The sequence below is a fragment of the Variovorax sp. KK3 genome (assembly GCF_001984055.1).
Classification (GTDB): domain Bacteria; phylum Pseudomonadota; class Gammaproteobacteria; order Burkholderiales; family Burkholderiaceae_C; genus Variovorax.
Window position 1 is genome coordinate 1 of the sequence record NZ_LYVO01000039.1, and the last position, 22,184, is coordinate 22,184.

Below are 22,184 nucleotides of genomic sequence, written 5' to 3' on the forward strand. Positions count from 1 at the left end.
TCGACTCCGAAAAATAACTAGATCAACACACTGACGTGAGACTGCACCCGACCGACTGCAACCCCAAAACTGGTGCCCATTGCGGGAATCGGACCCGCGACCTCTCCCTTACCAAGGGAGTGCTCTACCACTGAGCCAAATGGGCGAAATTCTTGACTAACCGTGCCTTGCGTCGACTGGATCGCTGGAGCGGGAGACGGGAATCGAACCCGCGTCATTAGCTTGGAAGGCTAGGGTTCTACCATTGAACTACTCCCGCATCGCATCGCAGCCCCAACGACTCGGGCCACATTGCAGCACGGTCCGGGCCTCGTGTTTTGCCTTCCAGCGCCACACCAAGCCCCGCCATTCAAACGCTCTGCAAATCCATTCTTCGCTGGTGGAGAGGGCTGGATTCGAACCAGCGTACTCGTAAGAGGGCAGATTTACAGTCTGCTGCCATTAACCACTCGGCCACCTCTCCGGCGAACCTCGAAATATAGCACGGTTGGAAGGGCCGGTCGTCGAGCCGGGGTGGGAAAGTCGAGGCGTCGCACTGGGGCGGGAGTTGCTCATGCCGTCTCCTCCGAATCAACCGCGGCAATTTTGCCCGGGCCAAATCACAAACCTTGCGTTTCGCGCCAAGCGCGAGCCTGGCTGAAGTGGCCGCAGCCGATGAAGGGCACCGGCGGACGCAGGGCCGACAGCGGCGAGGGGTGGTTTGCCGTCAGCACCTTGTGCCTATTCCCATCGATCAGCGCCTTCTTGCTTTGCGCGTGGGAACCCCAAAGCATGAACACCACAGGCCGCTCCGAATGGGCGACATGCCGGATCACGGCATCGGTCAGCACTTCCCAGCCGCGACCCGAATGGCTGGCCGGCTGCCCCTCTTCCACCGTCAAACAGGTGTTGAGCAACAGCACGCCGTGCGTGGCCCACTTCACCAAGCTGCCGCCAGGGTCGGGAAATCGAGGCGGCGGCATCCCCAGGTCGCGCTGAAGTTCCTTGAAGATGTTGCGCAGGGAGGGCGGCAACGCCACGCCCGGCGCGACGGAAAAAGCCAGCCCTTCGGCCTGGCCGCGTCCGTGGTACGGGTCCTGGCCCAGGATCACGACGCGCACCGCCTCCGGCGGCGTGAGCTCCAGCGCCCGCAGAGGGCGCGGCGGGAAGATCACCGCACCCGACTTCAGCCGCTCGTGCAGGAAATCGACCAGTTTCAGCCCCGAAGCCGCGCCGAAGAATTCGTCGACCAGCAATTGCCAGCCTTCAGCCACCGGCCAATCGGCCGGATCGGCGCTCTGCAACTGGGTGGCCACCGCGCTCATCGGAACAAGTCGGCGAGCGCCTCGCCCGGTTCGTCGGCCCGCATGAAGGCCTCGCCGACCAGGAAGGCATGGACGCCCGCGGCGCGCAGTCGGGCGATGTCTTCGCGCAGGGTGATGCCCGATTCGGTGACGAGCAACCGCCCCTCGGGCAGCCCCGGAAGCAGGTCGAGCGTGGTCTGCACCGACACCTCGAAGGTCCGCAGGTTGCGGTTGTTGACGCCGATGAGCGGCGTGCGGAGCTTGAGCGCCCGCTCGAGCTCGCCCGCGTCGTGCACCTCCACCAGCACCGCCATGCCCAGCCCGACGGCGATCTCCTCGAAGTCGCGCATCTGTGCGTCGTCCAGGCACGCCGCGATCAGCAGAATGGCATCGGCGCCGATCGCGCGAGACTCGTAGACCTGGTAGGCGTCGACGATGAAATCCTTGCGCAGCACCGGCAGGTCGCACGACGCACGCGCCTGCTTCAGGTAGTCGACGCCACCCTGAAAAAACTGGCGGTCGGTCAGCACGGAGAGGCAGGCCGCGGTGATCGTGCCGTCGCCCTCGGCGTAGCTCTGGGCGATATCGGCCGGCTCGAATTCCGCGCGCAGCACGCCCTTGCTCGGGCTGGCCTTCTTGATCTCGGCGATCACGGCCGCCTGCCCGGCGGCAATCTTGGCGCGCAGGGCGCCGACGAAGTCGCGCGTCAGGACGCGGCCTTCGGCATCCTGGCGCATCGCCTCCAGTGCGGTCCTCTTGCGTGCGGCGGCCACTTCCTCGCGCTTGACGGCAACGATCTTCTCGAGAATGTCGGACATGCTGGCGCCTCCTTTCAAGCTGCGCTGCTGAAGCGAATCAACTCGGCCAACTTGCCCTTGGCGGCGCCCGACTCGATCGCGCCGCGAGCGCGCTCGATGCCCGCAGCCATCGAGTCGACCAAGTCCGCCGCGTAGAGCGCGGCGCCCGCATTGAAGATCACGATGTCGCGCGCCGCTCCGGCTTCGTTGTCCAGCACGCCCAATAGCATGGCCTTGGACTGCTCCGGCGTCTCGACGCGCAGTGTGCGATTGCTCGACATCGCGAAGCCGAAGTCCTCGGGATGCAGCTCGTACTCGCGCACCTCGCCGTTCTTCAGCTCGCCGACCATGGTGGCAGCGCCGAGCGAGATCTCGTCCATGCCGTCGCGTCCGTAGACCACCAGCGCATGCTGGGCGCCCAGGCGCTGCAGCGCCCGCACCTGGATGCCGACCAGGTCCGGATGGAACACACCCATCAGGATGTTCGGCGCGCCCGCCGGGTTGGTCAGCGGCCCCAGGATGTTGAAGATGGTCTTGATGCCCAGCTCCTTGCGCACCGGCGCCACGTTCTTCATGGCCGGATGGTGGTTGGGGGCGAACATGAAGCCGATGCCGACCTCCGCGATGCTCTTGGCAATCTGCTCGGGCTTCAAGTTGATGTTGATGCCCAGCGACTCCAGCACGTCGGCGCTGCCGGACTTGCTGCTCACGCTGCGGCCGCCATGCTTGCTGACCTTCGCCCCCGCCGCGGCCGCCACGAACATGGCGCAGGTCGAGATGTTGAAGGTGTGCGATCCGTCGCCTCCCGTGCCGACGATGTCGACCAGATGACGGGTGTCGGCCACGGGCACCTTGGTCGAGACCTCGCGCATCACCTGAGCCGCGGCGGTGATTTCGCCGATGGTTTCCTTCTTGACGCGCAGGCCGGTGATCAGCGCCGCCATCATCACGGGCGAGCATTCGCCGCTCATGATGAGGCGCACGATATGCAGCATTTCGTCGTGGAACACCTCGCGGTGCTCGATGGTGCGCTGCAGTGCTTCTTGCGGGGTGATCATGGAAGTCTCCTGGGTAACTGGGGGTGTCTTGGGGTGTCTTGAGTCAGCGGCCGACGCGGACCGCTCCCGGTGCGTCCGCGAGCGCGAGCTTGAGGCCGAAGCCGATGAACAGTACGCCTGCCACGCGCTCGAACCATTGCATGCCTCGCTGAACGGTGCGTCGGCGCGCCATCCAGCCCGCGGCCAGCGCCCACGCCACGTTGACCGGGATCGCATTGAAGTTGAACAGCATGCCCAGCAGCACGAAGGCCAGCGCCTTGTTGCCGGCCTCGGGCTGGATGAACTGCGGCACGAATGCCAGGAAGAACAGCACGACCTTCGGATTGAGCACGTTGCTCCAGAAGCCCCCGAGAAAGATCGCCCTCAAGCTGCGCTGCGGGCCCGCGGCGACCGTCGCATCCAGGTCGGTCGGCGACGCCGCGCGCGACAGCAGCATGCGCGCCCCCAGATACAGCAGGTACGCCGCGCCGATGTACTTGAGGACGGTGAACGCGGTCACGGAAGCGGACAACAAGGCACCCACGCCTGCGGCTGCGGCGAAGATGTGGACGAAGCAGCCGGCCGTGATGCCGAGTCCGGCGACGATGCCGGCGCGCGTGCCGGAACGCAGCGAGTTCGTCACCACGTAGAGCACGTCGGGCCCCGGCGTCAGGTTGAGCAACAAGCCCGCCGCGATGAACGCGAGCAGGTGCGGCAGATCGGGCATGGCGGATGCGCTCCTGTCAGGCCTTGAAGAACGCGCGGATCGCGGCCACGGCGCGATCGACGCCCGCCGCGTCGACGTCGAGATGCGTCACGAAGCGCAGGCGGTACAGCCCGGTCGCCAGGATGCCCTGCGCGTTGAGTTGCGCCAGCAGTTCGGCCGAGCGCGATTGCGCCGCACCTGTCAGGTCGACGAACACGATGTTCGTGTGCGGCGTCTCGACCGTCAGCCCCTCGATGCCCTGGAGCCCGTGCGCGAGCCGCACTGCCAGCGCGTGGTCGTCCGCGAGGCGATCGACGTGCTGATCGAGCGCGTATGCCGCCGCCGCCGCGAGCAGGCCGGCCTGCCGCATGCCGCCGCCTGCCATCTTGCGGATGCGGTGGGCGCGTGCGATGAAATCGCGCGAACCGACCAGCGCCGAACCGATCGGCGCACCGAGCCCCTTGCTGAAGCACACCGACACGCTGTCGAAGCACTGCGCGATGCGGCGCGCCTCGGCACGCACGTCGCTGCTGTCGGTCAGCGCCGCCTGCGCGGTCGCCGCGTTGAAGAGCCGCGCGCCATCCAGATGCGACTGCACGCCCTTGCGCCTGGCGAGCGCCGTGGCGGCTTGCACGTAGTCGAAGGGCAGCAGCTTGCCGCCCAATGTGTTCTCGAGCGCCAGCAGCCGCGTGCGCGCGAAGTGCGCGTCGTCGGGCTTGATCGACGCCTCGATCTGCGCGAGCGGCAGCGTGCCGTCTGGCGCGTGGTCGAGCGGCTGCGGCTGCACGCTGCCGAACACCGCGGCGCCGCCGCCTTCCCAGCGGTAGCAGTGGGCCTGCTGGCCCACGATGTATTCGTCGCCGCGTCCGCAGTGCGAAAGGATGCCGCAGAGGTTGCTCTGGGTGCCGGTCGGCACGAACAGCGCAGCCTCGAAGCCCAGCAGCGCGGCGATCTTTTCCTGCAGCGCATTGACGCTCGGATCGGCGCTGAAGACGTCGTCGCCCAGCGGCGCGCTCATCATGGCTTCGCGCATGCCGCGCGAGGGCTGCGTGACGGTATCGCTGCGCAGGTCGACGACGGAAGATTTTTCGGTCATGGTGGGATCAGTCCAGGAAGTTCTTGAGCATGGCATGGCCATGTTCCGTCAAGATCGATTCGGGGTGGAACTGCACGCCTTCGATGCGCACCTCGTGTGCGAATCCGGTGTGCCGCACGCCCATGATTTCCTTGTCGTCGGTCCAGGCCGTGACCGCCAGGGCCTCCGGGCAGCTCTCGGGCTCGATCGCGAGCGAGTGGTACCGGTTGACGACGAACTTGCGGGGCAGCCCCGCGAAGACGCCCTCCTGCGTGGTCGTGATCTCGCTGGTCTTGCCGTGCATCAGCTGGCGCGCACGGATGATCTTGCCGCCGAAGGCTGCGCCGATGGCTTGATGACCCAGGCACACGCCGAGGATCGGCAGCTTGCCCGCGAAGGCCTCGATGGCGGCCACCGACACACCCGCTTCCGCCGGCGAGCAGGGCCCGGGCGACACGACGAGCCGGGTCACGCCCGAAGCGATCGCCTCGCCGATCTGCGCCACCGTGATCTCGTCGTTGCGATGCACCTGCACCTCCGCACCCAGCTCGCCGAAGTACTGGACGATGTTGTAGGTGAAGCTGTCGTAGTTGTCGATCATCAGCAATTTCATGGCTTGCTCGCAATCCGGTGCACGCCCTTGACGACGGGGAACACGTTGAAGTTGATCAGGAGGCCCAGCTTGAGGCCAGACAGGCGCAACGCGGCCTGGACCTGCGCGCGGTGCAGGTCGGTCAGCACGTCGACCGCCCTGAGTTCGACGACGACCGAGTGCTCGACCACGAAGCCCGCGCGGTACGCCTCGCCGAGCGAGCGGCCCTTGTAGCTGGCCGACAGCGCCACGTCGCGCGCGAAGCCGATCTCGCGCTCGGCGAGCTCGATCGCCAGCGCCGCGGCGTAAGCGCCTTCGTCGAGTCCCGTGCCCAGCACGCGCTGAACCTCGACCGCCGCGCCGATGATCTCGTGCGTGAAGTCGTTCTGGACGTCGGGCGCGGCGCTCATTCCAGGCCCTCTTCAACCAGTTCGGCCGCGCGCAACAAGGCCCGGGCCTTGGCCTCGGTTTCCTTCCACTCCAGTTCCGGCACCGAATCCGCCACCACCCCGGCGGCGGCCTGCACGTGCAGCATCTGGTCTTTCACGATGCCGGTGCGGATCGCGATCGCGACGTCCATGTCGCCCGCATAGCTGATGTAGCCGCAGGCGCCGCCGTAGAGGCCGCGCTTGGTCGGTTCGAGCTGGTCGATCAACTCCATCGCATGCACCTTGGGCGCGCCGGTCAGCGTGCCGGCCGGAAAGGTGGCCTTGAGCACGTCGATGGCGGTCATGCCGTCCTGCAGGATGCCTTCGACGTTGCTCACGATGTGCATCACGTGGCTGTAGCGTTCGATCGCGAAGGCCTCGGTCACCTTCACGCTGCCGATCTTCGCGATGCGGCCGATGTCGTTGCGCGCCAGGTCGATCAGCATCACGTGCTCGGCGCGCTCCTTCGGGTCGTTGATCAGCTCGACCTCGGCCGCCTTGTCCAGCTCGGGCGATGCGCCGCGCGGGCGGGTGCCGGCCAGCGGGCGAATGGTGATCTTCTGTTCGCCTTCGCCCGTGTGCTCCTGACGCACCAGGATCTCGGGCGAGGCGCCCACGACGTGGAAGTCGCCCATGTCGTAGTAATACATGTAGGGCGAGGGATTGAGCGAGCGCAGCGCGCGATAGAGCGACAGCGGCGACTCCGTATAGCGCTTGCTGATGCGCTGGCCCACCTGCACCTGCATGAAGTCGCCCGCGGCGATCAGCTCCTTGGCGCGCTCCACGGCGGCGATGTAGTCCGTCTTCGCGAAGCTGCGCTCGGCCGGATGCGCCTGGGTCGGCCGCACCTGCGGCGCGCTCACCGAATACTTGAGCTGATCGCGCAATTCGCGCAGGCGCCGCTTGGCGTTGGCGTAGGCCTCGGGCTGGGACGGGTCGGCATAGACGATCAGGTACAGCTTGCCCGACAGGTTGTCGATGACTGCCAGCTCCTCGCACTGCAGAAGCAGGATGTCCGGGCAGCCCAGCGTGTCGGGCGGGCAGCTCTTCTCGAGCTTCTTCTCGATGTGGCGCACAGCGTCGTAGCCGAAGTAGCCGGCCAGGCCGCCGCAGAAGCGCGGCAAGCCCGGCCGCAGCGCCACCTTGAAGCGCTTCTGATAGGCCGCGATGAAGTCCAGGGGATTGCCTTTGACTTCCTCGACCACCTTGCCGGCGGTGACCACCTGGGTCAGCGCCTCGGCGCCGAAGCCACTGGCACGCAGCAGCGTGCGCGCCGGCAGGCCGATGAAGCTGTAGCGCCCGAAGCGCTCGCCGCCGACCACCGATTCGAGAAGGAAGCTGTGGCGGCCGCCCTCCTTGGTGTGGGCCAGCTTGAGATACAGGGAAAGGGGCGTTTCGAGGTCCGCGAAGGCCTCGACCATCAGCGGGATGCGGTTGTAGCCCTGCGCGCTGAGGCTCTTGAATTCGAGTTCGGTGATCACGGGTGGGGTCTCCGTCGGCCGGCGACGACTCGTGGCCGCCGGTGTCATTCACATGGGGGTTGGCCGGGTCGGCATGGACCTCGGCCGCGGGCGCACGGCGTGCGCCGTGCGTTCAAACAGGCTGCAACGATGGCGTGCGCCAAGGCCAGGCTCCCCGGCCGCCTTGACCTGTCTGAATGACGTGATGAATGAACATGGGAGCGCGAGTTTATCCCACGGATCGCGTGCCGCACAAACGACGGCGTTCGAACAGGTCGCCGCTGGCGGGGTCAGCTGACCAGGTGCACGCGCAACGCGCCCAGGTGGGCATAGACCTGCTGCACTGCCTTTTCGTCCAGCCCGCCGAACAGTTCCAGCAGCCATTCCTCGTGCGCCTTGGCCATGGCCTCGAAGCTGCGCCGGCCCTTGGCCGTGAGGCTGACGATCCAGGCGCGGCGGTCTTCCGGGCTGGCCGAGCGCTGCACCATGCCCTCGCGCTCCAGTTCATCGGTGAGCCCCGTGACGTTGCCGCCGGTCACCATCAGGTAGCGCGACAGCACGCGCATCTTCAGCCCCTCGCGGTAGCGGTAGAGCTGGGCCATGTAGTCGAAGCGGGCCAGCGAGATGTCGAAGTTCTCGCGCAGCCGCTTGCGGATTTCCGATTCGACCTGGGCCGTGCTGGCCAGCATGCGCAGCCAGAGCTTGAGCACCGCATGGTCGCCGATGCCGGCACGCGCCTCGTGACCCAGCTCCTGGGCGTCGCTGAGCAGCGCGTGCGAGTCGTCGTCGTGCTGCTTCATGTGACCTCGCCGCCCGACACCGAAATCGACTGCCCGGTGACCGATGCCGCACCCTCGCCGCACAGCCAGCGCACGGCATCCGCCACCTCCGAAGGCTGCACGATGCGCCGCTGCGGATTGACCGAGGCGAACTCGGCCAGCGCTTCCTCTTCGCTGCGGCCGGTCTTGCCGACCACGTTCGCGACGCTGTCGCGCAGGATGTCGGTATCGGTGTAGCCGGGGCAGACGGCATTCACGGTCACGCCCTTGCGCGCCACTTCCAGCGCCAGCGAACGCGTGAGGCCGATCACGCCGTGCTTCGCGGCGCTGTAGGCGCTGACGTAGGCATAGCCCTTCTGTCCCGCCGTGCTGGCGATGTTGACGATGCGGCCCCAGCCGGCCTCCAGCATGCCCGGCAGCGCGGCCTGCGCACAGAGAAAGCTGCCGGTCAAATTGACGGCCAGCATGCGCTGCCACAGCTCGGTCGATGTCTTCAGGAAGGGCGCGCTCTCGGCCGCGCCCGCGTTGTTGACCAAGATCGCGACCGGGCCTCGCTCGGCCCGCGCCTGCGCGAAGGCAGCCGCCACCGCTTCCGGGCCGGCCACGTCGGCCGCCACCACGCCATGGCCGCTGCCGGTCAGCGATTCCGCCACCCGCAGAAGGCTCGCGCGGTCGCGCCCCAGCAGAGTCAGCACGGCGCCTTCCGCGGCCAGCGTGCGGGCGATCTCGGCGCCGATGCCGCGCGCCGCGCCGGTCACGAGCGCATGGCGGCCAGTCAATGAATTTGCTTGCATGCCTGAAATGTTTAGTTCTGAATGATTTTATTCACACGCCCTGCTCACCCTCTGCTCGCACGCGGTCCCGCTCAGCGCATCAGCCGGCCGCCGTTGAGGTCCAGCGTGGCGCCCGTCACGAAGGCCGCGCCCGGCGACGCCAGGTAAAGCACCGCCGCAGCCACTTCCTCCGGCTCGCCGAAACGCCCGACCGGCACGGCGGCCATCAGCCGGCCCTGCTTCTCCGCATCCATCGCATCGAGCAGCGGACTGCGCACCGCCGCCGGCGCCAGTGCATTGACCGTGACCCCATGCGGCGCGAGTTCCTGCGCGAAGGCCCGCGTCAGCGCAACCAATCCTGCCTTCGACGCCGCGTAGTGCGCACCCGTGGCGGCGCTCGCCTGCTGCCCGGCGATCGAGGCCAGGTTGACGATGCGCCCGGCGCCGCGCTCGCGCATGTGGCGCCCGGCGATGCGGCAGCCGAAGAAGCTGCCGCGCAGGTTGACGGCCAGCACTTCGTCCCATTCCGCTGCACTGATGTCCCAGAGCGAGGTCGACGGCGTGCGGGCGGCGTTGTTCACCATCACGTCCACGCTGCCCAGGCGATCGATCGCCGAGTCGAAGCACCGGAGAAAGGCGGACTCGTCGCGCACGTCCAGTGGCATGGCGATCGCCTCGTGCCCAGCGCTTCTCAAGCGGGCCGCGACATCCTCGACCTTTGCGGCGTCGACGTCGGTCAGCACAAGCCGGACATCGGCCTGCGCAAGCCCCAGCGAAATGGCCGCGCCCAACCCCTGCCCCGCACCGGTCACGAAGGCCGTGCGACCGGCCAGCGAGAACAGCTCGGGGCCTGTGGCCATGACGTTCAGCCCTTGGCCTGCGGGCGCCCACCCGGCCCGCGGTCCCAGGTGATCGTCGTCACGCCGCGCTCGCGCAGCTTGTATTTCTGCACCTTGCCGTTCTCGGTGCGCGGCAGATCCTCCAGCAGGTCGACGTAGCGCGGCAGCGCGAAGTAAGGCAGCCGGCTTTCGCAAAAGGCGAGCAATTCCGCCGGATCGATGCGCAGGCCCTCGCGCGAGACCAGCGCGGCCATCACTTCGTCCTCGGCCAGTTCGGAACGCACCGGGTAGACCGCGCACGCCGCCACGCCGGGATGGCTCAACAGCACCTGCTCGACCTCGAAGGACGAGATGTTCTCGCCACGCCGCCGGATCGCATCCTTGATGCGATCGACGAAGCGGAAGGCGCCGTCGGCCTCGCGCACCACGCGGTCGCCGGTGTGGAACCACAGGTTGCGCCAGGCCTCGACGGTCTTTCCGGGCATGTTGAAGTAGCCGCTCGCGAAGGCGTAGGGCTCGTCGGCGCGCAGCAGCAGTTCGCCGGCTTCGCCGTCGGGCAGCGCGACGTCGTCTTCATCCGCCACCCGTGCTTCGAAGCCGGGGCGCAACCAGCCCATCACGCCGCCGCGCGGCGAATCGGGTGCGGTGGCGATCGCGAAATTGGTTTCGGTCGACCCGTAGCCCTCCAGCAGACGGACGCCCGTGCGCGCGAGGAAGGCGTGGCCCGCCGACTCCGGCACGCCCGGCCCCAGGCCGACGCGCACGCGGTGGTCGCGCTCGCCCGGCCCCTCGGGCTGTGCCAGCAGGATCGGCACCATCGCGCCCAGCAGGTACACCACGGTCGCTCCCGAAGCCCGCATCGAGGCCCAGAAACCGGAGGCCGAGAAGCGCTGCTCGAACACCACCTCGCAGCCGGTGATCGCGGCCTGCGCGAAGGTATTGAGCGCGTTGATGTGAAAGAGCGGCAGCGTGGTGCACAGCACGTCCGTCGGCCCCACGCCCAGCACGTCGGCGCTGTTGACGCCCCACCAGTGGTACTGCGCGTGCGGACACACCACGCCCTTGGCAGGGCCGGTGGTGCCGGAGGTGTACAGGATGGCGATGGGATCGCCGGGCTGCACCGGGGCCGACTCTGCCGCATCGCCGGGCATGGGGTACGGGACGCTCGGCACGCCGGCAATCTCGCCCGCCTCGCCGTCGAGCACCCAGATCTCGCGCAGGCTCGTACCCGCCAGGTCGGCCAGGTCGGCCGCCTCCAGGCGCTCGACGAAAGCCGCCTCGATCACGAGCAGCTTCGCCTCGCTGTTGCGCAGGAAGTAGCCGATCTGCGGCCCCATGGACGCGGTGTTGATGGGCACCGTGGCAGCACCCATCCAGCCGCACCCGAGAAAGACTTCGAGGAACTCGATGCGGTTGCCGCTCATCACGGCCACGCGGTCGCCGCGCTGCACGCCAGCCTTCGCGAACGCGCCCGCGCGCCCGGCCGCCGCCTGCTGTGCATCCGCATGCGTCCACGTGCGGCCCGCGATGCGCAGCAGCGGCCGTGCGCCGAAGCGCTCGGCCTGGTGCACCAGCATCGCCGGCAGCGTGCGCTGCGACGGCGGCAGCGCCATCGCGTGGCGCTCAGTCGTCATCGTGCGTGCCCCCGCCCAGGTAGGTGGCCTGCACGCGCGGGTCGTTGGCCAGTTCCTGCGAGGCGCCGGTCAGCGCGATCTCACCGGTCTCCAGCACGTAGCCGTGGTCCGAGCTTTCCAGCGCGGCGCGCGCGTTCTGCTCCACCAGCAGGATCGAGACGCCGTCTTCGCGCAGCTTGCGCACGATGGCCAGGATGTCGCGCACGATCAGCGGCGCCAGGCCCAGGCTGGGCTCGTCGAGCATCAGCAGGCGCGGCGCCGACATCAGCGCACGGCCCACGGCCAGCATCTGCCGCTCGCCGCCCGACAGCGTGTCGGCGCGCTGACTGCGGCGTTCGGCCAGGCGCGGGAAGCGGTCGTACACCGATTGCAGACGCTTCTTCAAAGCATCGCTGCGCAGCTTGCTGCCGAAGGCGCCGAGCTGCAGGTTGTCGAGCACGCTGAGTTCGCCGAAGAGCTCGCGCTTCTCGGGCACCAGGCACAGGCCGCGCTCCACGCGGGCTTCCACGTCCAGGCCGTGCAGGTCCTCGCCCTCGAAGCGCAGCGTGCCCTTGCAGGGAAGCAGGCCCATGGCCGCGGCCAGCAGCGTGGTCTTGCCGGCGCCGTTGGGGCCGATGACCGAGATGATCTGGCCGTGTTCGAGGTTCAGCGACACGCCGCGCACGGCGTCGACTTGACCGTAGGAGACGTGAAGATCACCGATCTCGAGCATGGCGGTCATACGACGCTCCCGAGATAGGCCGCCTGCACCCGCTCGTCCGCCCGCACAGAAGAAGGCACGCCCTCGACCAGCTTCGATCCGAAGTTCATCACCACCAGCCGGTCCACGAGTTTCATCACGAAGTCCATGTCGTGCTCGACGATCAGGATGGTCACGCCCTCCTCGCGCAGCCTGCGCAGCAGGTCGCCCAGGGCCATCTTTTCCTTGCGGCGCAGGCCGGCGGCGGGCTCGTCGAGCACCAGCAGCACCGGGTCGGCGGCGAGTGCACGCGCGATCTCGAGAATGCGCTGCGTGCCCAGCGGCAGGCTGCCGGCGAGTTCGTGCGCGCGGTCGCCCAGGCCGATGCGGTCGAGCTGGCGCTGCGCCTCCTGCAGGATCTGGCGCTCTTCCGCGCGGTCGAGCCGTAGGCCCGCCTTCAGCACGCCCGCGTTGGTGCGCGAATGCGCGCCCAGCGCCACGTTGTCCAGCAGCGTCATGTGCGGCCGCAGCTTCACGTGCTGGAAGGTGCGCGCCAGCCCCAGCCGCGCCACCTTGCGCTGCGGCATGCCGGCGATGTCGTGGCCCAGGAAGCGCACCTGCCCGGCCGTCATCGGCAGCGTGCAGGTCAGCAGGTTGAACATGGTCGACTTGCCGGCGCCGTTGGGACCGATCAGGCCCATGATCTCGCCCGCCTTCACTTCGAAGCTCACGTCGTTGACGGCCACCAGCCCGCCGAAGCGCTTGACCGCACCGTTCACCGACAGGATCGGCGTGCCGCGCTCCGGCAGCGTGCGATGCGGCAGCGGCTCGACGGGCGTATCCAGTTCACGCGGCGGCGCGGCGGCGCGCTTGCGCGTGAAGCGCCGCACGAAGCCCATCAGCCCGCCGCGCGCGAAGTGCAGCAGCAGGATGAAGAGCGTCGCGAAAGCCACGGCTTCCAACTGGCCTGCACGCTGCGTCAGCAGCGGCAGCACGTCCTGCAGGCCGTTCTTGAGGATCAGCACCAGCGCCGCACCCACCAGCGCACCTGCCAGGTGGCCGAGCCCGCCGGCCACCGCCATCAGCAGGTACTCGATGCTGGCACGCACGTCGAAGGGCGAGGGGCTGACGAAGCGGTTCATGTGCGCATAGAGCCAGCCCGCGAGCCCCGCGAACAGGGCGGCCGTCACGAAGAGCGTCAGGCGCACGCGATAGGCATCCTCGCCGACGCTGGCCAGGAGGATCGCGCCGCCGCGCAGGCTGCGGATGGCACGGCCCGGCCGCGACTGCAGCAGGTTGTGGCTGAAGAGCAGCGCCAGGCCGACCAATGCCCAGATCAGGTAATAGATCGAGCGCGGATCGGCCAGCGACAGCCCGCCGATCGTGAGCGGCGGAATGTTCGACAAGCCCGTGTGGCGGCCCAGCGCGTCGACGTTGCCGAACAGCATCGCGATCGACAGCCCCCAGGCGATGGTCGACAGCGGCAGGAAGTGCCCGCCCAGGCGCAGCGTGAGCAGCCCGATGGCCAGCGCCGACAGCCCCGTGAGCGCCAGCGCGAAGGCCAGGCCGATCCACGGCGACATGCCCTGGGTCGTGCTCAGCCACGCCGTGGCATAGGCCGCGATGCCGACGAAAGCCGCCTGCCCGAAGGACGTGGCGCCGCCGATGCCGGTGAGCAGCACCAGTCCCAGCGCGACCAGCGCGCCGATGCCGATGTCGTTGAGCAGCGAGACGGTGAAGTTGCCGGCCAGCATCGGCACGAGTGCCAGCACGACGACCAGCAGGCCGATCCACAGCGGTCGCCTCGACGTCCGCCGCACGGGTGCGGTGGCCGGCGCTGCAGACTCGGCGAACACGCCGGGTGTGGGTGCTGCGCTCATTGGTCCACCTCCTCTTCTTCCTCTTCCGAATGCACGCTCATGAACGAGCGCAGCATCAGCACCGGGATCAGCAGGCTGAAGACGATCACATCCTTCAGCGCGCCGCTCCAGAACGATGCGAAGCTTTCGACGACGCCGACCGCCAGCGCACCGATGGCCGTCATCGGGTAGCTGACCAGCCCGCCGATGATCGCGGCCACGAAGGCCTTGAGGCCGATGATGAAGCCGGAGTCGTAGTACATGGTGGTCACCGGCGCGATCAGCACGCCGATCAGGCCCGCCAGCAGCGACGCGCAGCCGTAGGCCAGCAGTGCCGTGCGGGCCGGGCGAATGCCGACCAGCCGTGCGCCGACGCGGTTGACCGCGGTCGCGCGCAGCGCCTTGCCGGCGATCGTGCGCTCGAAGACCAGGAAGAACAGGCCGCTGAGCACGATCGCCGCGCTCACCATCAGCACCACCTGCCCGCTCACCGTGAACCCGTCGCCCAGCGGCAGCGTGCCACCGGCCAGCGGCTGCGTGCGCGAGCCCTCGGGGCCGAAGAACAGCAGGCCCAGGCCCGACAGCAGGAAGTGCAGCGCCAGCGAGACGATCAGCAGCACCAGCACCGAGGCATCGGCGATCGGCTGGAACACCACGCGCGCCAGCAGCGGCGCGATCGGCACCACCAGCAGCACGGCCGTGGCGATGTGCACCGGCGCCGGCACGCCGGGGCGGGCGGCCAGCCAGGCCAGCAGGCAGGGCACCAGCGGCAGCACGCCCCAGGCCAGCAGGGCCTTGGGAATGCGCGCGGCCTCGCCGCGCCGCAGCAGGCTGCCGATCTCGGTCAGCAGGGCCAGGACCGTGAGCACGATCACCATGCCGATGGTGGGCGGCACGCGGCCGGTTTCGAAGGCGGCCAGCGTCAGCGCGGCGAATGCCGCGACGTCGCCGAAGGGCACGAAGACCACGCGCGTGACCGAGAAGATCAGCACCAGTCCCAGCCCGGCCAGAAGATAGATAGCGCCGTTCGCCAGGCCGTCGATGCCCAGGATCAGTGCCACGTCCGGTGTCATGAAGAAGTTCCTCCGCTCAATGCTCGTGGGGTTTCGGGTGATCGCCGGTGCGGGCTCAGTTCGCCAGCTTCCACTGGCCGTTCTCGAGCTTCACGATCACCCGTGCGCGCTGGTCCACGCCGTAGAGGTCGCCCGGCTTGAAGTTGTAGACGCCGTGCGTGCCGACCACTTCCTTGGTGCTGGCGATCGCGTCGCGCAGCGACTGGCGGAACTCGGGCGTGCCCGGCTCGCCCTTGGCGCGCGCGGCGGCATCGAGGAACACCAGCCAGCCGTCGAAGGAATAGGCCGAGAAGGCGTCGCTGGTCGCCGCGTTGTTGACCTTCTGGAAAGCCGCGCGGAAGTCCATCGCGATCTTCTTGGTCGGGTAGTCGTTCGGCAGCTGCTCCGCCACGATCACCGGGCCGGTGGGCATCAGCGCACCCTGGCCGGACGCGCCGACCACGCGAACGAAGTCAGGGTTGATCAGGCCGTGCTGGCCATACACCGGCCCCTTGAAGCCGCGCTCCTGCAAGGCCAGGAAGGGCAGCGCGCCGGGCGTGCCGGCGCCGCCCGTCATCACCGCATCGGGCTTGAGCGCGAGCAGCTTGAGGATCTGGCCCGTGACGGACGCGTCGGCGCGCGCATAGCGCTCGTTGCCCAGCACCTTGATGCCGGCCGCGGGGGCCGCCTTCATCAGCGCGTTGTAGACCAGGTCGCCCCAGGCGTCGGAGAAGCCGATGTAGCCGACCGTCTTGATGCCGTCCTTCTGCATGCGCTGCACCACGGCGTCGATCATCAGCTGCGTCGGCTGCGCGACGGTGAAGACCCACGGGTTCTCGGCCGGGTCGAGCTGGATCGGCGTGAGGCCGATCATCGGCACCTTGGCATCGCGGCCCACCTGCGCCATCGCAATGGCAGCCGGCACGCCGGACGTGCCCATCAGCACGTCGACCTTTTCCTCGTCGACCAGCTTGCGCGCATTGCGGCCGGCGGTGGTCGGGTCGGAGCCGTCGTCGAGCACGACCAGCTGGATCTTGCGGCCGTTGATCTCGCCCTTGTAGGCTTGCGCGGCCTGCATGCCCTTGACGTAAGGCACGCCGAGCGACGAGTTGGGGCCGGAGAGCGAGACGCTCAGGCCCACCTTGAAGTCGGCCGCCTGGGCGTGGATCGCCAGCCCGATGGCAAGGGACGCTACCAGCGCGGTGCGCGCCAAGGTCTGGATCAAGCTCTTCTTCATGTCAAGGCTCCTGGAGGTGGGATGGATCAGATGAACAACTGGATCGCCGGCAGCGCCCGGCCGGCATTGAGAAGGTCGATGCGCTTCTCGCGGATCAGCCAGCCGCCGCCGTGGCGCACGAGCCGGTGCCGGCAGGTGCCGGCGAGCATCTGCTGCTCGTCGCCGCGGGCTTCGATGTAGATGAAGGGCGTGGCGAGCGCGAGTTCGTCTCCGTCCTCGCGTTCGAGCGCCGGGCGCTGCAGCACGTGCTGGCAGTGGCTGCGCGGATGCTGCGAGTGGGCACGCGGGTTCTTGAGGCGGTCGACGCGCAGCTGCAGCAGCAGCCGGTCTTCGTAGGCCAGCGAGTTGTGCGACAGCGCATCGGCCTGCTCCGCTCCCTGCAAGGGCACCCAGTAGCGTCCGTCGTCGGCGAAGAGCGCGAGCCAGTCGTCGAAGCGGCCCGCGTCGAGCAGCGCGGCTTCGGCGACGATGAAGTCGACGGCATCCGTCATGCCGAAGGTTCCGTCATGAACTTGGCCCACGCGCGGAACTGGTTGCGCATGAGCAGCTCGTTGGTGCCGTTGGTGGTGATGGTGCTCTGTTCGAGTTCGGCCGGGTCGAAGTCGCGATGCAGGCTCACCCACTCGTTGCCCTCCGCCGCGAGCCCGCGCTGCATGCTCTCGAACAAGTGAACGTCGTCGTGCGCCACCACCGACATGGGCGAGAAGACCAGACGGTTGTAGGTCATCGAACGCTCGAATAAAAGGTCGGGCGCACCGGCCGCACGGAAGCTCCAGGCTTCGATCAACGTGCGGTTGGCCGCCAGCGGGCGGATCACGCGAATGACCTGTGGCGAGCCCTTGACCGAGAGGCTGGGAAAGAGCACCGAGTTCTGCGGCGAACGCTCCAGGATCTCGGTGGCGCGCTCGGCGCCGTGGGCCTCGCGCATCGCCGCTTCGTAATCCGCCAATTGCGCGTAATTCGAGTGAATGCTGAAGTTGACGCCCAGCACGCTATGGCCGTTGGCGAACACGCGGCCGCCCATCTTGTCGAAGAAGTCGTAGCCGGCGCCGAAGGGCAGGATCTGCTCCATCGCCATCGGCTTGGGCTCGTCCGGCGAGCGCCCTTGCCACAGCCCGTTCGCCGCTTGCGTGGCCGACTCGTGCGTCGACATCGGATGCACCGTGTCGTTGATGTTCTCGAGGTACATCTTCCAGTTGCAGTGGATGATGCTGCGCAGCACGCCGCCGCCGACGGTGAGCTTGCCCTCGGGCGAGCGGTCGACCATGTTGTCGACCGCACCGAGCACGTCGCCGAAGTATTCTTCGAAGCTCGGCCCCTGCTCGGCCAGGCGCACGAACACGAAGTCGCGGTAGACCGCCGTGTTCTTCAGTTCGACCAGGCCCTGACCCGACTCGCATTCCCTCAGCCGCGTGCCTTCGTAGCCAGTCTTAAGGGGCAATGCGAGCGGCGCGCCGTCGAGCTTGTAGGTCCAGGCGTGGTACGGACAGCGGAAGAACTTGCCGACGTTGCCGCTCTCGTCGCTGACCAGGCGGCTGCCCTTGTGGGCGCAGCGGTTGTAGAACACGCGCACGGCGCCGTCTGCCTGGCGCACCATCATCACCGGCCGGCCCGCCAGTTCGAGCGACCAGTAGTCGCCCGCGTTCGGCACCTGGCTGGCGTGGCCCACGTAGAGCCAGGTGCCGGCGAAGAAGCGTTCCTGCTCCAGCGCGAACAGTTCCTCGCTGAGGTACAGGTCGCGATGCACTCGGTCGTCCTGCACCAGTGCGCGGATGGCGTCGGGGCGGTCGCGGTAGCGGCTCATGGCGAAGGTGCGTTCGACGATGCGTCGATCAGGGGACGAGCTTCCACTGGCCCTTTTCCATGCGCACCACCACCACGGCGCGCTGGTCCGAACCGTAGCGGTTGTCGGGCTTGAAGTTGTAGACACCGTGCGTGCCCACCAGCTCCTTCGTGCTCACGATCGCGTCGCGCAGAGCCGTGCGGTAGGCCGGCGTGCCGGGCTCGCCCTTGGTACGCGAGGCCGCATCGGCCAGCAGCAAGTAGGCGTCGTAGGTGTAGGACGAGAAGGCATCGGTGGGCGCCGCGCCGTGCACCTTCTGGTAGGCGCTGCGGAAGTTCATCGACACCTTCTTGATCGGGTTGTCGGCCGGCAGCTGGTCGGCGACGAGCACCGGGCCGCTGGGCACCTGCAGGCCTTCGATGGAGGCGCCGCCCACGCGCACGAAGTCGGCGTTGATCAGGCCGTGCGTGCCGTAGATCTGCCCCTTGTAGCCGCGCTCGGCCAGGCCCAGGTAGGGCAGCGCACCCGGCGTGCCCGAGTTGCCGGCGAAGACCGCATCGGGACGCGAGGCGATGATCTTCAGCACCTGGCCGGCGACCGACGAATCGCTGCGCGCATAGCGCTCGTTGGCCACCACCTTGATGCCGGCGGCTTCGGCGCTCTTCATCAGCGAGTCGTAGGCCAGGTCGCCCAGCGCGTCGCTGAAGCCGATGAAGGCGACCGTCTTCACGCCCGACTTCTTCATGCGCTCGACCACGCCCGCCACCATCAACGGGAAGGGCTGCGACACTGTCACCGTCCATGCGCCCTCGGGCCCGGGGATGGTCACGGGGGTGGGCGAGATCAGTGGCGTGTTGAGTTCACGCGCGACCGCCGCGATGGCCATGGCGCCGGGCACGCCCGAGGTGCCGATGAGCACGTCGACCTTATCTTCCACCACCAGCTTGCGCGCGTTGCGGCCGGCGGTCGTGGGGTCGGAGGCGTCGTCGAGCACGATCAGCTCGACCTTGCGGCCGGCCAGCTGCGGGTGCTCGGCGATGGCCGCGCGGATGCCCTTCTCGTACGGAATGCCGAGCGCCGACACCGGACCCGACAGCGAGCTGATGAAGCCGATCTTGAGGTCGGCCGCGGTGGCCTGGGCTGCCGCGAGGGCGATGGCCGTGAGGCCGACAAGCTGAAGGAGCGTTCGCTTCATCACATTCTTTCGATCAATCGGAGCTATGCGGGGAACACCGCGGAACCGGCTTTGCCGGGCCGCTGGTGTTGCCCCCGGTGAGGGGGTTGGCGGCTACACGAAGTGAGCAAGCCTGGGGGAGAGTCAGGGAACCAGTTTCCATTGGCCCTTTTCCAACTTCACGACCACGCGCGAGCGGTCGTCCGACCCATAGCGGTCGGTGGGCTTGAAGTTGTAGACGCTGTGCGTGCCGACCAGCTCCTTGGTGCTGACGATCGAGTCGCGCAGCGCCGAGCGGAAGGCCGGCGTGCCGGGCTCGCCCTTGGTGCGCTGGGCGGCGTCGAGGAAGAGCAGCCAGGCGTCGAAGCTGTAGGCCGAGAAGGCATCGGTGGGCGCCGCGCCGTTGGCCTTCTGGTAGGCCGAGCGGAAGTCCATCGAGATCTTGCGGATCGGGTTCGAGTCGGGCAGCTGCTCGGCCACGATCACCGGGCCGGTGGGTGCCAGCAGGCCTTCGACCGCATTGCCGCCCACGCGCACGAAGTCGGGGTTGATCAGGGCATGCATGCCGTAGATCTGGCCCTTGTAGCCACGCTCCTGCAGTGCGAGGTAAGGCAGCGCGCCGGGCGTGCCCGAGGTGCCGGTGATCACCGCGTCGGGCTTGAGCGCCACGATCTTCAGCACCTGGCCAGTGACGGAGGCATCGGCGCGTGCGTAGCGTTCGTTGCTCACCACCTTGATGCCGGCGGCGGGCGCGCTCTTGGTGAGCGCGTCGTAGACCAGGTCGCCCCAGGCGTCGGAGAAGCCGATGTAGCCCACCGTCTTCACGCCGGACTTCTTCATCTGGTCGACCACCGCGCTGAGCATCAGCGGCGCGGGCTGCGGCAGCGTGACCATCCAAGCGCCCTCTTCGCCCGGCAGATTGGCGTTGGCGATGGAGATCAGCGGCGTCTTGGTCTCGCGCGCCACGGCCGCGATGGCCAGCGCGCCGGGCGAGCCGGCCGTGCCGATGATGACGTCGACCTTGTCCTCGTCGATCATCTTGCGGGCATTGCGCGCGGCGGTCGACGGATCGGACGCATCGTCGAGCTGCACCAACTGGACCTTGCGGCCGTTGACTTCCGACTTGTAGGCCAGCGCGGCCTTCATGCCCTTTTCGTAGGGAATGCCCAGCGAGGACACCGGCCCTGACAACGACGTGATGAAGCCGACCTTGTAGTCGGCCGCCCAGGCGCCCGCGGCGCTCAGGGCGAAGGCGACGCCTGCAAGGGCGCGGATCGAGGTCGTGAGTTTCATGACGGGGCTCCTTCGTTGATCGGGGTCCGCGTGCGGACGTCGAACATGATTTATGAAATGTTTAGGTCTAAACAATGCTAGCGAGCCGGTGCGTCGATGACAAGGGAAACAACGCGGGGTTTTCCAGGTATCGCGTGCAGGCCTTGCAAGCACGCACCGCTACAGCGCGAGACTGCCCACACTGGTGCCGCCGCACACGTACAGCACCTGTCCGGTAATGAAGCTGTTGGCCGGATCGACGAAGAAACGCACGGCCCGTGCCACGTCGCCCGCCTCGCCCAATCGCTGCACGGGCACCGAGGCGGCCAGTTGGCGTTCCTTGTCGCTGCCGGCCTCCACGACCTCGTGGAACATGTCGGTGCGGATCGGCCCCGGGGCCACCACGTTGACGGTGATGCCCTCGGCCGCCAGCTCCAGTGCCCAGGTGCGGGCCATGCCCAGCATCCCGGCCTTGGTCGCGGAATAGTTGGTACGCGTGGCCAATCCCACGGCCGCGCGCGACGACAGCAGCACCACGCGACCGAAGCGCTCTTCGCGCATGGCAGGCAGCGCCGCCTGCACCAGCTGAATGGCGCAACCCAGGTGCAGGTCGACCAGCGCATCAAGGTCGTCGAGCTTCACCTCGGACAGCAGCGCAGGCCGGATCACGCCTGCGTTGTGGACCACCGTGCGCACCTCGAAGCGCTTGACCATCTCCTGCGCGGCCTGGGCCGTGGCCGCGCGGTCCATCAGGTCGACCTCGATGTTGTAGAGCTTGGGATGGTTGATCTCGCAGCGGCGCCGCGCGAGCGACACCACCTCGTAGCCTTGCGCGAGCAGGTCCGCGCAGATCGCCTTGCCGATGCCGGCGCTGCCGCCGGTCACGGCCGCCACGGGATGGGTCAGGTTCATGGTGTGGCTCCTACCAGGGCGAGCACGCGCAGCGGGCTGCCGCTGCCCTTTTCGATCTTAAGCGGCGGGCAGATCAGCACCGCGCCGGTGGGCGGCAACAGGTCTAGGTTGCTCAGGCACTGCAGCCCATAGCGACCGGCACCGTGCATGTAGTAGTGACAGGGGTACGGCGGCCGCAGGTGGTAGCCCTGGCCCGCATCGGTGCCGATGGCTTCCGAGCCGAAGCCCAGCACGTCGCGCTGCTCGACCAGGAAGCGAACCGCCTCGGCGCTCGGGCCCGGCGTGTGCTGGCCGGTCTCGTCGAAGTTCTGGTAGGCCTCGGGGTCGGCGCGCTTGGACCAGTCGGTGCGCATCAGCACCCAGGCGCCTTTGGGGATGCGTCCGTGTTCGGCCTCGAAGCGCTCGATGTCTTCGACCGTCATCAGGTAGTCCGGATTGGCCGCCACGTCCTTCGAGCAGTCGATGACGCAAGCCGCAGCCACGAAGTCCTGCACAGGGATCGTGTCGACCGAGTTGTGCGGCAGGTCGCGGCCCGAGATCCAATGGATGGGCGCATCGAAGTGCGTGCCGGTGTGCTCGCCGCAAGAGAAGTTGTTCCAATACCAGCCGGGCCCGCGCTCGTCGTACTTCGACACCTCCTCGATGCGGAAAGGCCAGCACTGGCCCATCTCGGGCGGCAGCGCGATCTGCGGGAACTCGGGCGTCAGCGTCTGCGTGAGGTCGACCACGCGAATGCGGCCGCTGGCCATCGCGCCGACCAGGCTGCCGAGGATCTCGGCGGTGGACATGAGTTCGGTTGTCGTCGTCATCTGT

At 68.0% G+C, this 22,184-nt stretch carries 22 protein-coding genes and 3 tRNA genes; all 25 read right to left on the reverse strand.

Annotated elements, in window-relative coordinates; all coding sequences use genetic code 11:
• Positions 1–70 precede the first annotated feature (70 nt).
• Positions 71–145: transfer RNA gene (locus B0W80_RS18925), tRNA-Thr, on the reverse strand.
• 40 nt (positions 146–185) lie between these two features.
• Positions 186–259, reverse strand: a tRNA-Gly gene (locus B0W80_RS18930).
• 118 nt (positions 260–377) lie between these two features.
• A tRNA-Tyr gene (locus B0W80_RS18935) sits at positions 378–463 on the reverse strand.
• A 136-nt stretch (positions 464–599) separates the two neighbouring features.
• Complete coding sequence (locus tag B0W80_RS18940; RefSeq protein ID WP_077000705.1) at positions 600–1,304, reverse strand: uracil-DNA glycosylase; 705 nt, start codon at positions 1,302–1,304, stop codon at positions 600–602.
• Positions 1,301–2,101 carry an indole-3-glycerol phosphate synthase TrpC gene (trpC, locus tag B0W80_RS18945; RefSeq protein ID WP_077000706.1) on the reverse strand — a complete coding sequence of 267 codons (801 nt, stop codon included), beginning with the start codon at positions 2,099–2,101 and terminating at the stop codon, positions 1,301–1,303. The genes B0W80_RS18940 and trpC overlap by 4 nt, the downstream gene beginning before the upstream one ends.
• A 14-nt stretch (positions 2,102–2,115) precedes the next feature.
• Positions 2,116–3,138, reverse strand: a complete 1,023-nt coding sequence (trpD, locus tag B0W80_RS18950) for an anthranilate phosphoribosyltransferase (protein WP_077000707.1) — start codon at positions 3,136–3,138, stop codon at positions 2,116–2,118.
• A gap of 43 nt (positions 3,139–3,181) precedes the next feature.
• A complete protein-coding gene (locus B0W80_RS18955) occupies positions 3,182–3,844 on the reverse strand; it encodes a LysE family translocator (RefSeq protein WP_077000708.1) in 663 nt (220 codons plus the stop codon).
• A gap of 16 nt (positions 3,845–3,860) precedes the next feature.
• Positions 3,861–4,919, reverse strand: a complete 1,059-nt coding sequence (gene ltaE, locus B0W80_RS18960; RefSeq protein ID WP_077000709.1) for a low-specificity L-threonine aldolase — start codon at positions 4,917–4,919, stop codon at positions 3,861–3,863.
• A 7-nt stretch (positions 4,920–4,926) separates the two neighbouring features.
• Entirely contained in the window at positions 4,927–5,511 is a 585-nt protein-coding gene (locus B0W80_RS18965; RefSeq protein ID WP_077000710.1) for an aminodeoxychorismate/anthranilate synthase component II, read from the reverse strand.
• The gene (locus B0W80_RS18970) at positions 5,508–5,900 is read right to left on the reverse strand and encodes a GxxExxY protein (protein WP_077000711.1); all 393 of its coding nucleotides are present in this window, start codon (positions 5,898–5,900) and stop codon (positions 5,508–5,510) included. Before B0W80_RS18970 ends, B0W80_RS18965 begins: the two co-directional genes overlap by 4 nt.
• Positions 5,897–7,399, reverse strand: coding sequence for an anthranilate synthase component I (gene trpE / locus B0W80_RS18975; RefSeq protein ID WP_077000712.1), 1,503 nt, complete (start codon positions 7,397–7,399; stop codon positions 5,897–5,899). Before trpE ends, B0W80_RS18970 begins: the two co-directional genes overlap by 4 nt.
• A gap of 269 nt (positions 7,400–7,668) precedes the next feature.
• A complete protein-coding gene (locus B0W80_RS18980) occupies positions 7,669–8,178 on the reverse strand; it encodes a MarR family winged helix-turn-helix transcriptional regulator (protein WP_077000713.1) in 510 nt (169 codons plus the stop codon).
• Entirely contained in the window at positions 8,175–8,951 is a 777-nt protein-coding gene (locus B0W80_RS18985) for an SDR family NAD(P)-dependent oxidoreductase (RefSeq protein ID WP_077000714.1), read from the reverse strand. The genes B0W80_RS18980 and B0W80_RS18985 overlap by 4 nt, the downstream gene beginning before the upstream one ends.
• A gap of 71 nt (positions 8,952–9,022) precedes the next feature.
• Positions 9,023–9,790, reverse strand: coding sequence for an SDR family NAD(P)-dependent oxidoreductase (locus tag B0W80_RS18990; RefSeq protein ID WP_077000715.1), 768 nt, complete (start codon positions 9,788–9,790; stop codon positions 9,023–9,025).
• Between the two features lie 5 nt (positions 9,791–9,795).
• Positions 9,796–11,403 carry an ATP-dependent acyl-CoA ligase gene (locus tag B0W80_RS18995; RefSeq protein ID WP_077000716.1) on the reverse strand — a complete coding sequence of 536 codons (1,608 nt, stop codon included), beginning with the start codon at positions 11,401–11,403 and terminating at the stop codon, positions 9,796–9,798.
• Positions 11,393–12,124, reverse strand: coding sequence for an ABC transporter ATP-binding protein (locus tag B0W80_RS19000; protein WP_077000717.1), 732 nt, complete (start codon positions 12,122–12,124; stop codon positions 11,393–11,395). The genes B0W80_RS18995 and B0W80_RS19000 overlap by 11 nt, the downstream gene beginning before the upstream one ends.
• A complete protein-coding gene (locus B0W80_RS19005) occupies positions 12,121–13,836 on the reverse strand; it encodes an ATP-binding cassette domain-containing protein (RefSeq protein WP_256856624.1) in 1,716 nt (571 codons plus the stop codon). The genes B0W80_RS19000 and B0W80_RS19005 overlap by 4 nt, the downstream gene beginning before the upstream one ends.
• 122 nt (positions 13,837–13,958) lie before the next feature.
• Positions 13,959–15,014: a branched-chain amino acid ABC transporter permease gene (locus B0W80_RS19010; protein WP_077000718.1), complete on the reverse strand. Its 1,056-nt coding sequence runs from the start codon at positions 15,012–15,014 to the stop codon at positions 13,959–13,961.
• Positions 15,015–15,069: 55 nt separating this feature from the next.
• Positions 15,070–16,230: an ABC transporter substrate-binding protein gene (locus B0W80_RS19015; protein ID WP_077000719.1), complete on the reverse strand. Its 1,161-nt coding sequence runs from the start codon at positions 16,228–16,230 to the stop codon at positions 15,070–15,072.
• 26 nt (positions 16,231–16,256) lie between these two features.
• Positions 16,257–16,721: an aromatic-ring-hydroxylating dioxygenase subunit beta gene (locus B0W80_RS19020; protein WP_077000720.1), complete on the reverse strand. Its 465-nt coding sequence runs from the start codon at positions 16,719–16,721 to the stop codon at positions 16,257–16,259.
• Complete coding sequence (locus B0W80_RS19025) at positions 16,718–18,034, reverse strand: aromatic ring-hydroxylating dioxygenase subunit alpha (RefSeq protein ID WP_077000721.1); 1,317 nt, start codon at positions 18,032–18,034, stop codon at positions 16,718–16,720. The genes B0W80_RS19020 and B0W80_RS19025 overlap by 4 nt, the downstream gene beginning before the upstream one ends.
• A gap of 28 nt (positions 18,035–18,062) precedes the next feature.
• Positions 18,063–19,208 (reverse strand): ABC transporter substrate-binding protein, encoded by a 1,146-nt coding sequence (locus B0W80_RS19030; protein ID WP_077000722.1) that lies wholly within the window; start codon positions 19,206–19,208, stop codon positions 18,063–18,065.
• A 123-nt stretch (positions 19,209–19,331) separates the two neighbouring features.
• On the reverse strand, positions 19,332–20,480 hold the full coding sequence (locus B0W80_RS19035; protein WP_077000723.1) for an ABC transporter substrate-binding protein: 1,149 nt from the start codon (positions 20,478–20,480) through the stop codon (positions 19,332–19,334).
• 159 nt (positions 20,481–20,639) lie between these two features.
• Positions 20,640–21,371: an SDR family oxidoreductase gene (locus B0W80_RS19040; RefSeq protein WP_077000724.1), complete on the reverse strand. Its 732-nt coding sequence runs from the start codon at positions 21,369–21,371 to the stop codon at positions 20,640–20,642.
• Entirely contained in the window at positions 21,368–22,180 is an 813-nt protein-coding gene (locus B0W80_RS19045; RefSeq protein WP_077000725.1) for a cyclase family protein, read from the reverse strand. The genes B0W80_RS19040 and B0W80_RS19045 overlap by 4 nt, the downstream gene beginning before the upstream one ends.
• Between the last annotated feature and the right edge of the window lie 4 nt (positions 22,181–22,184).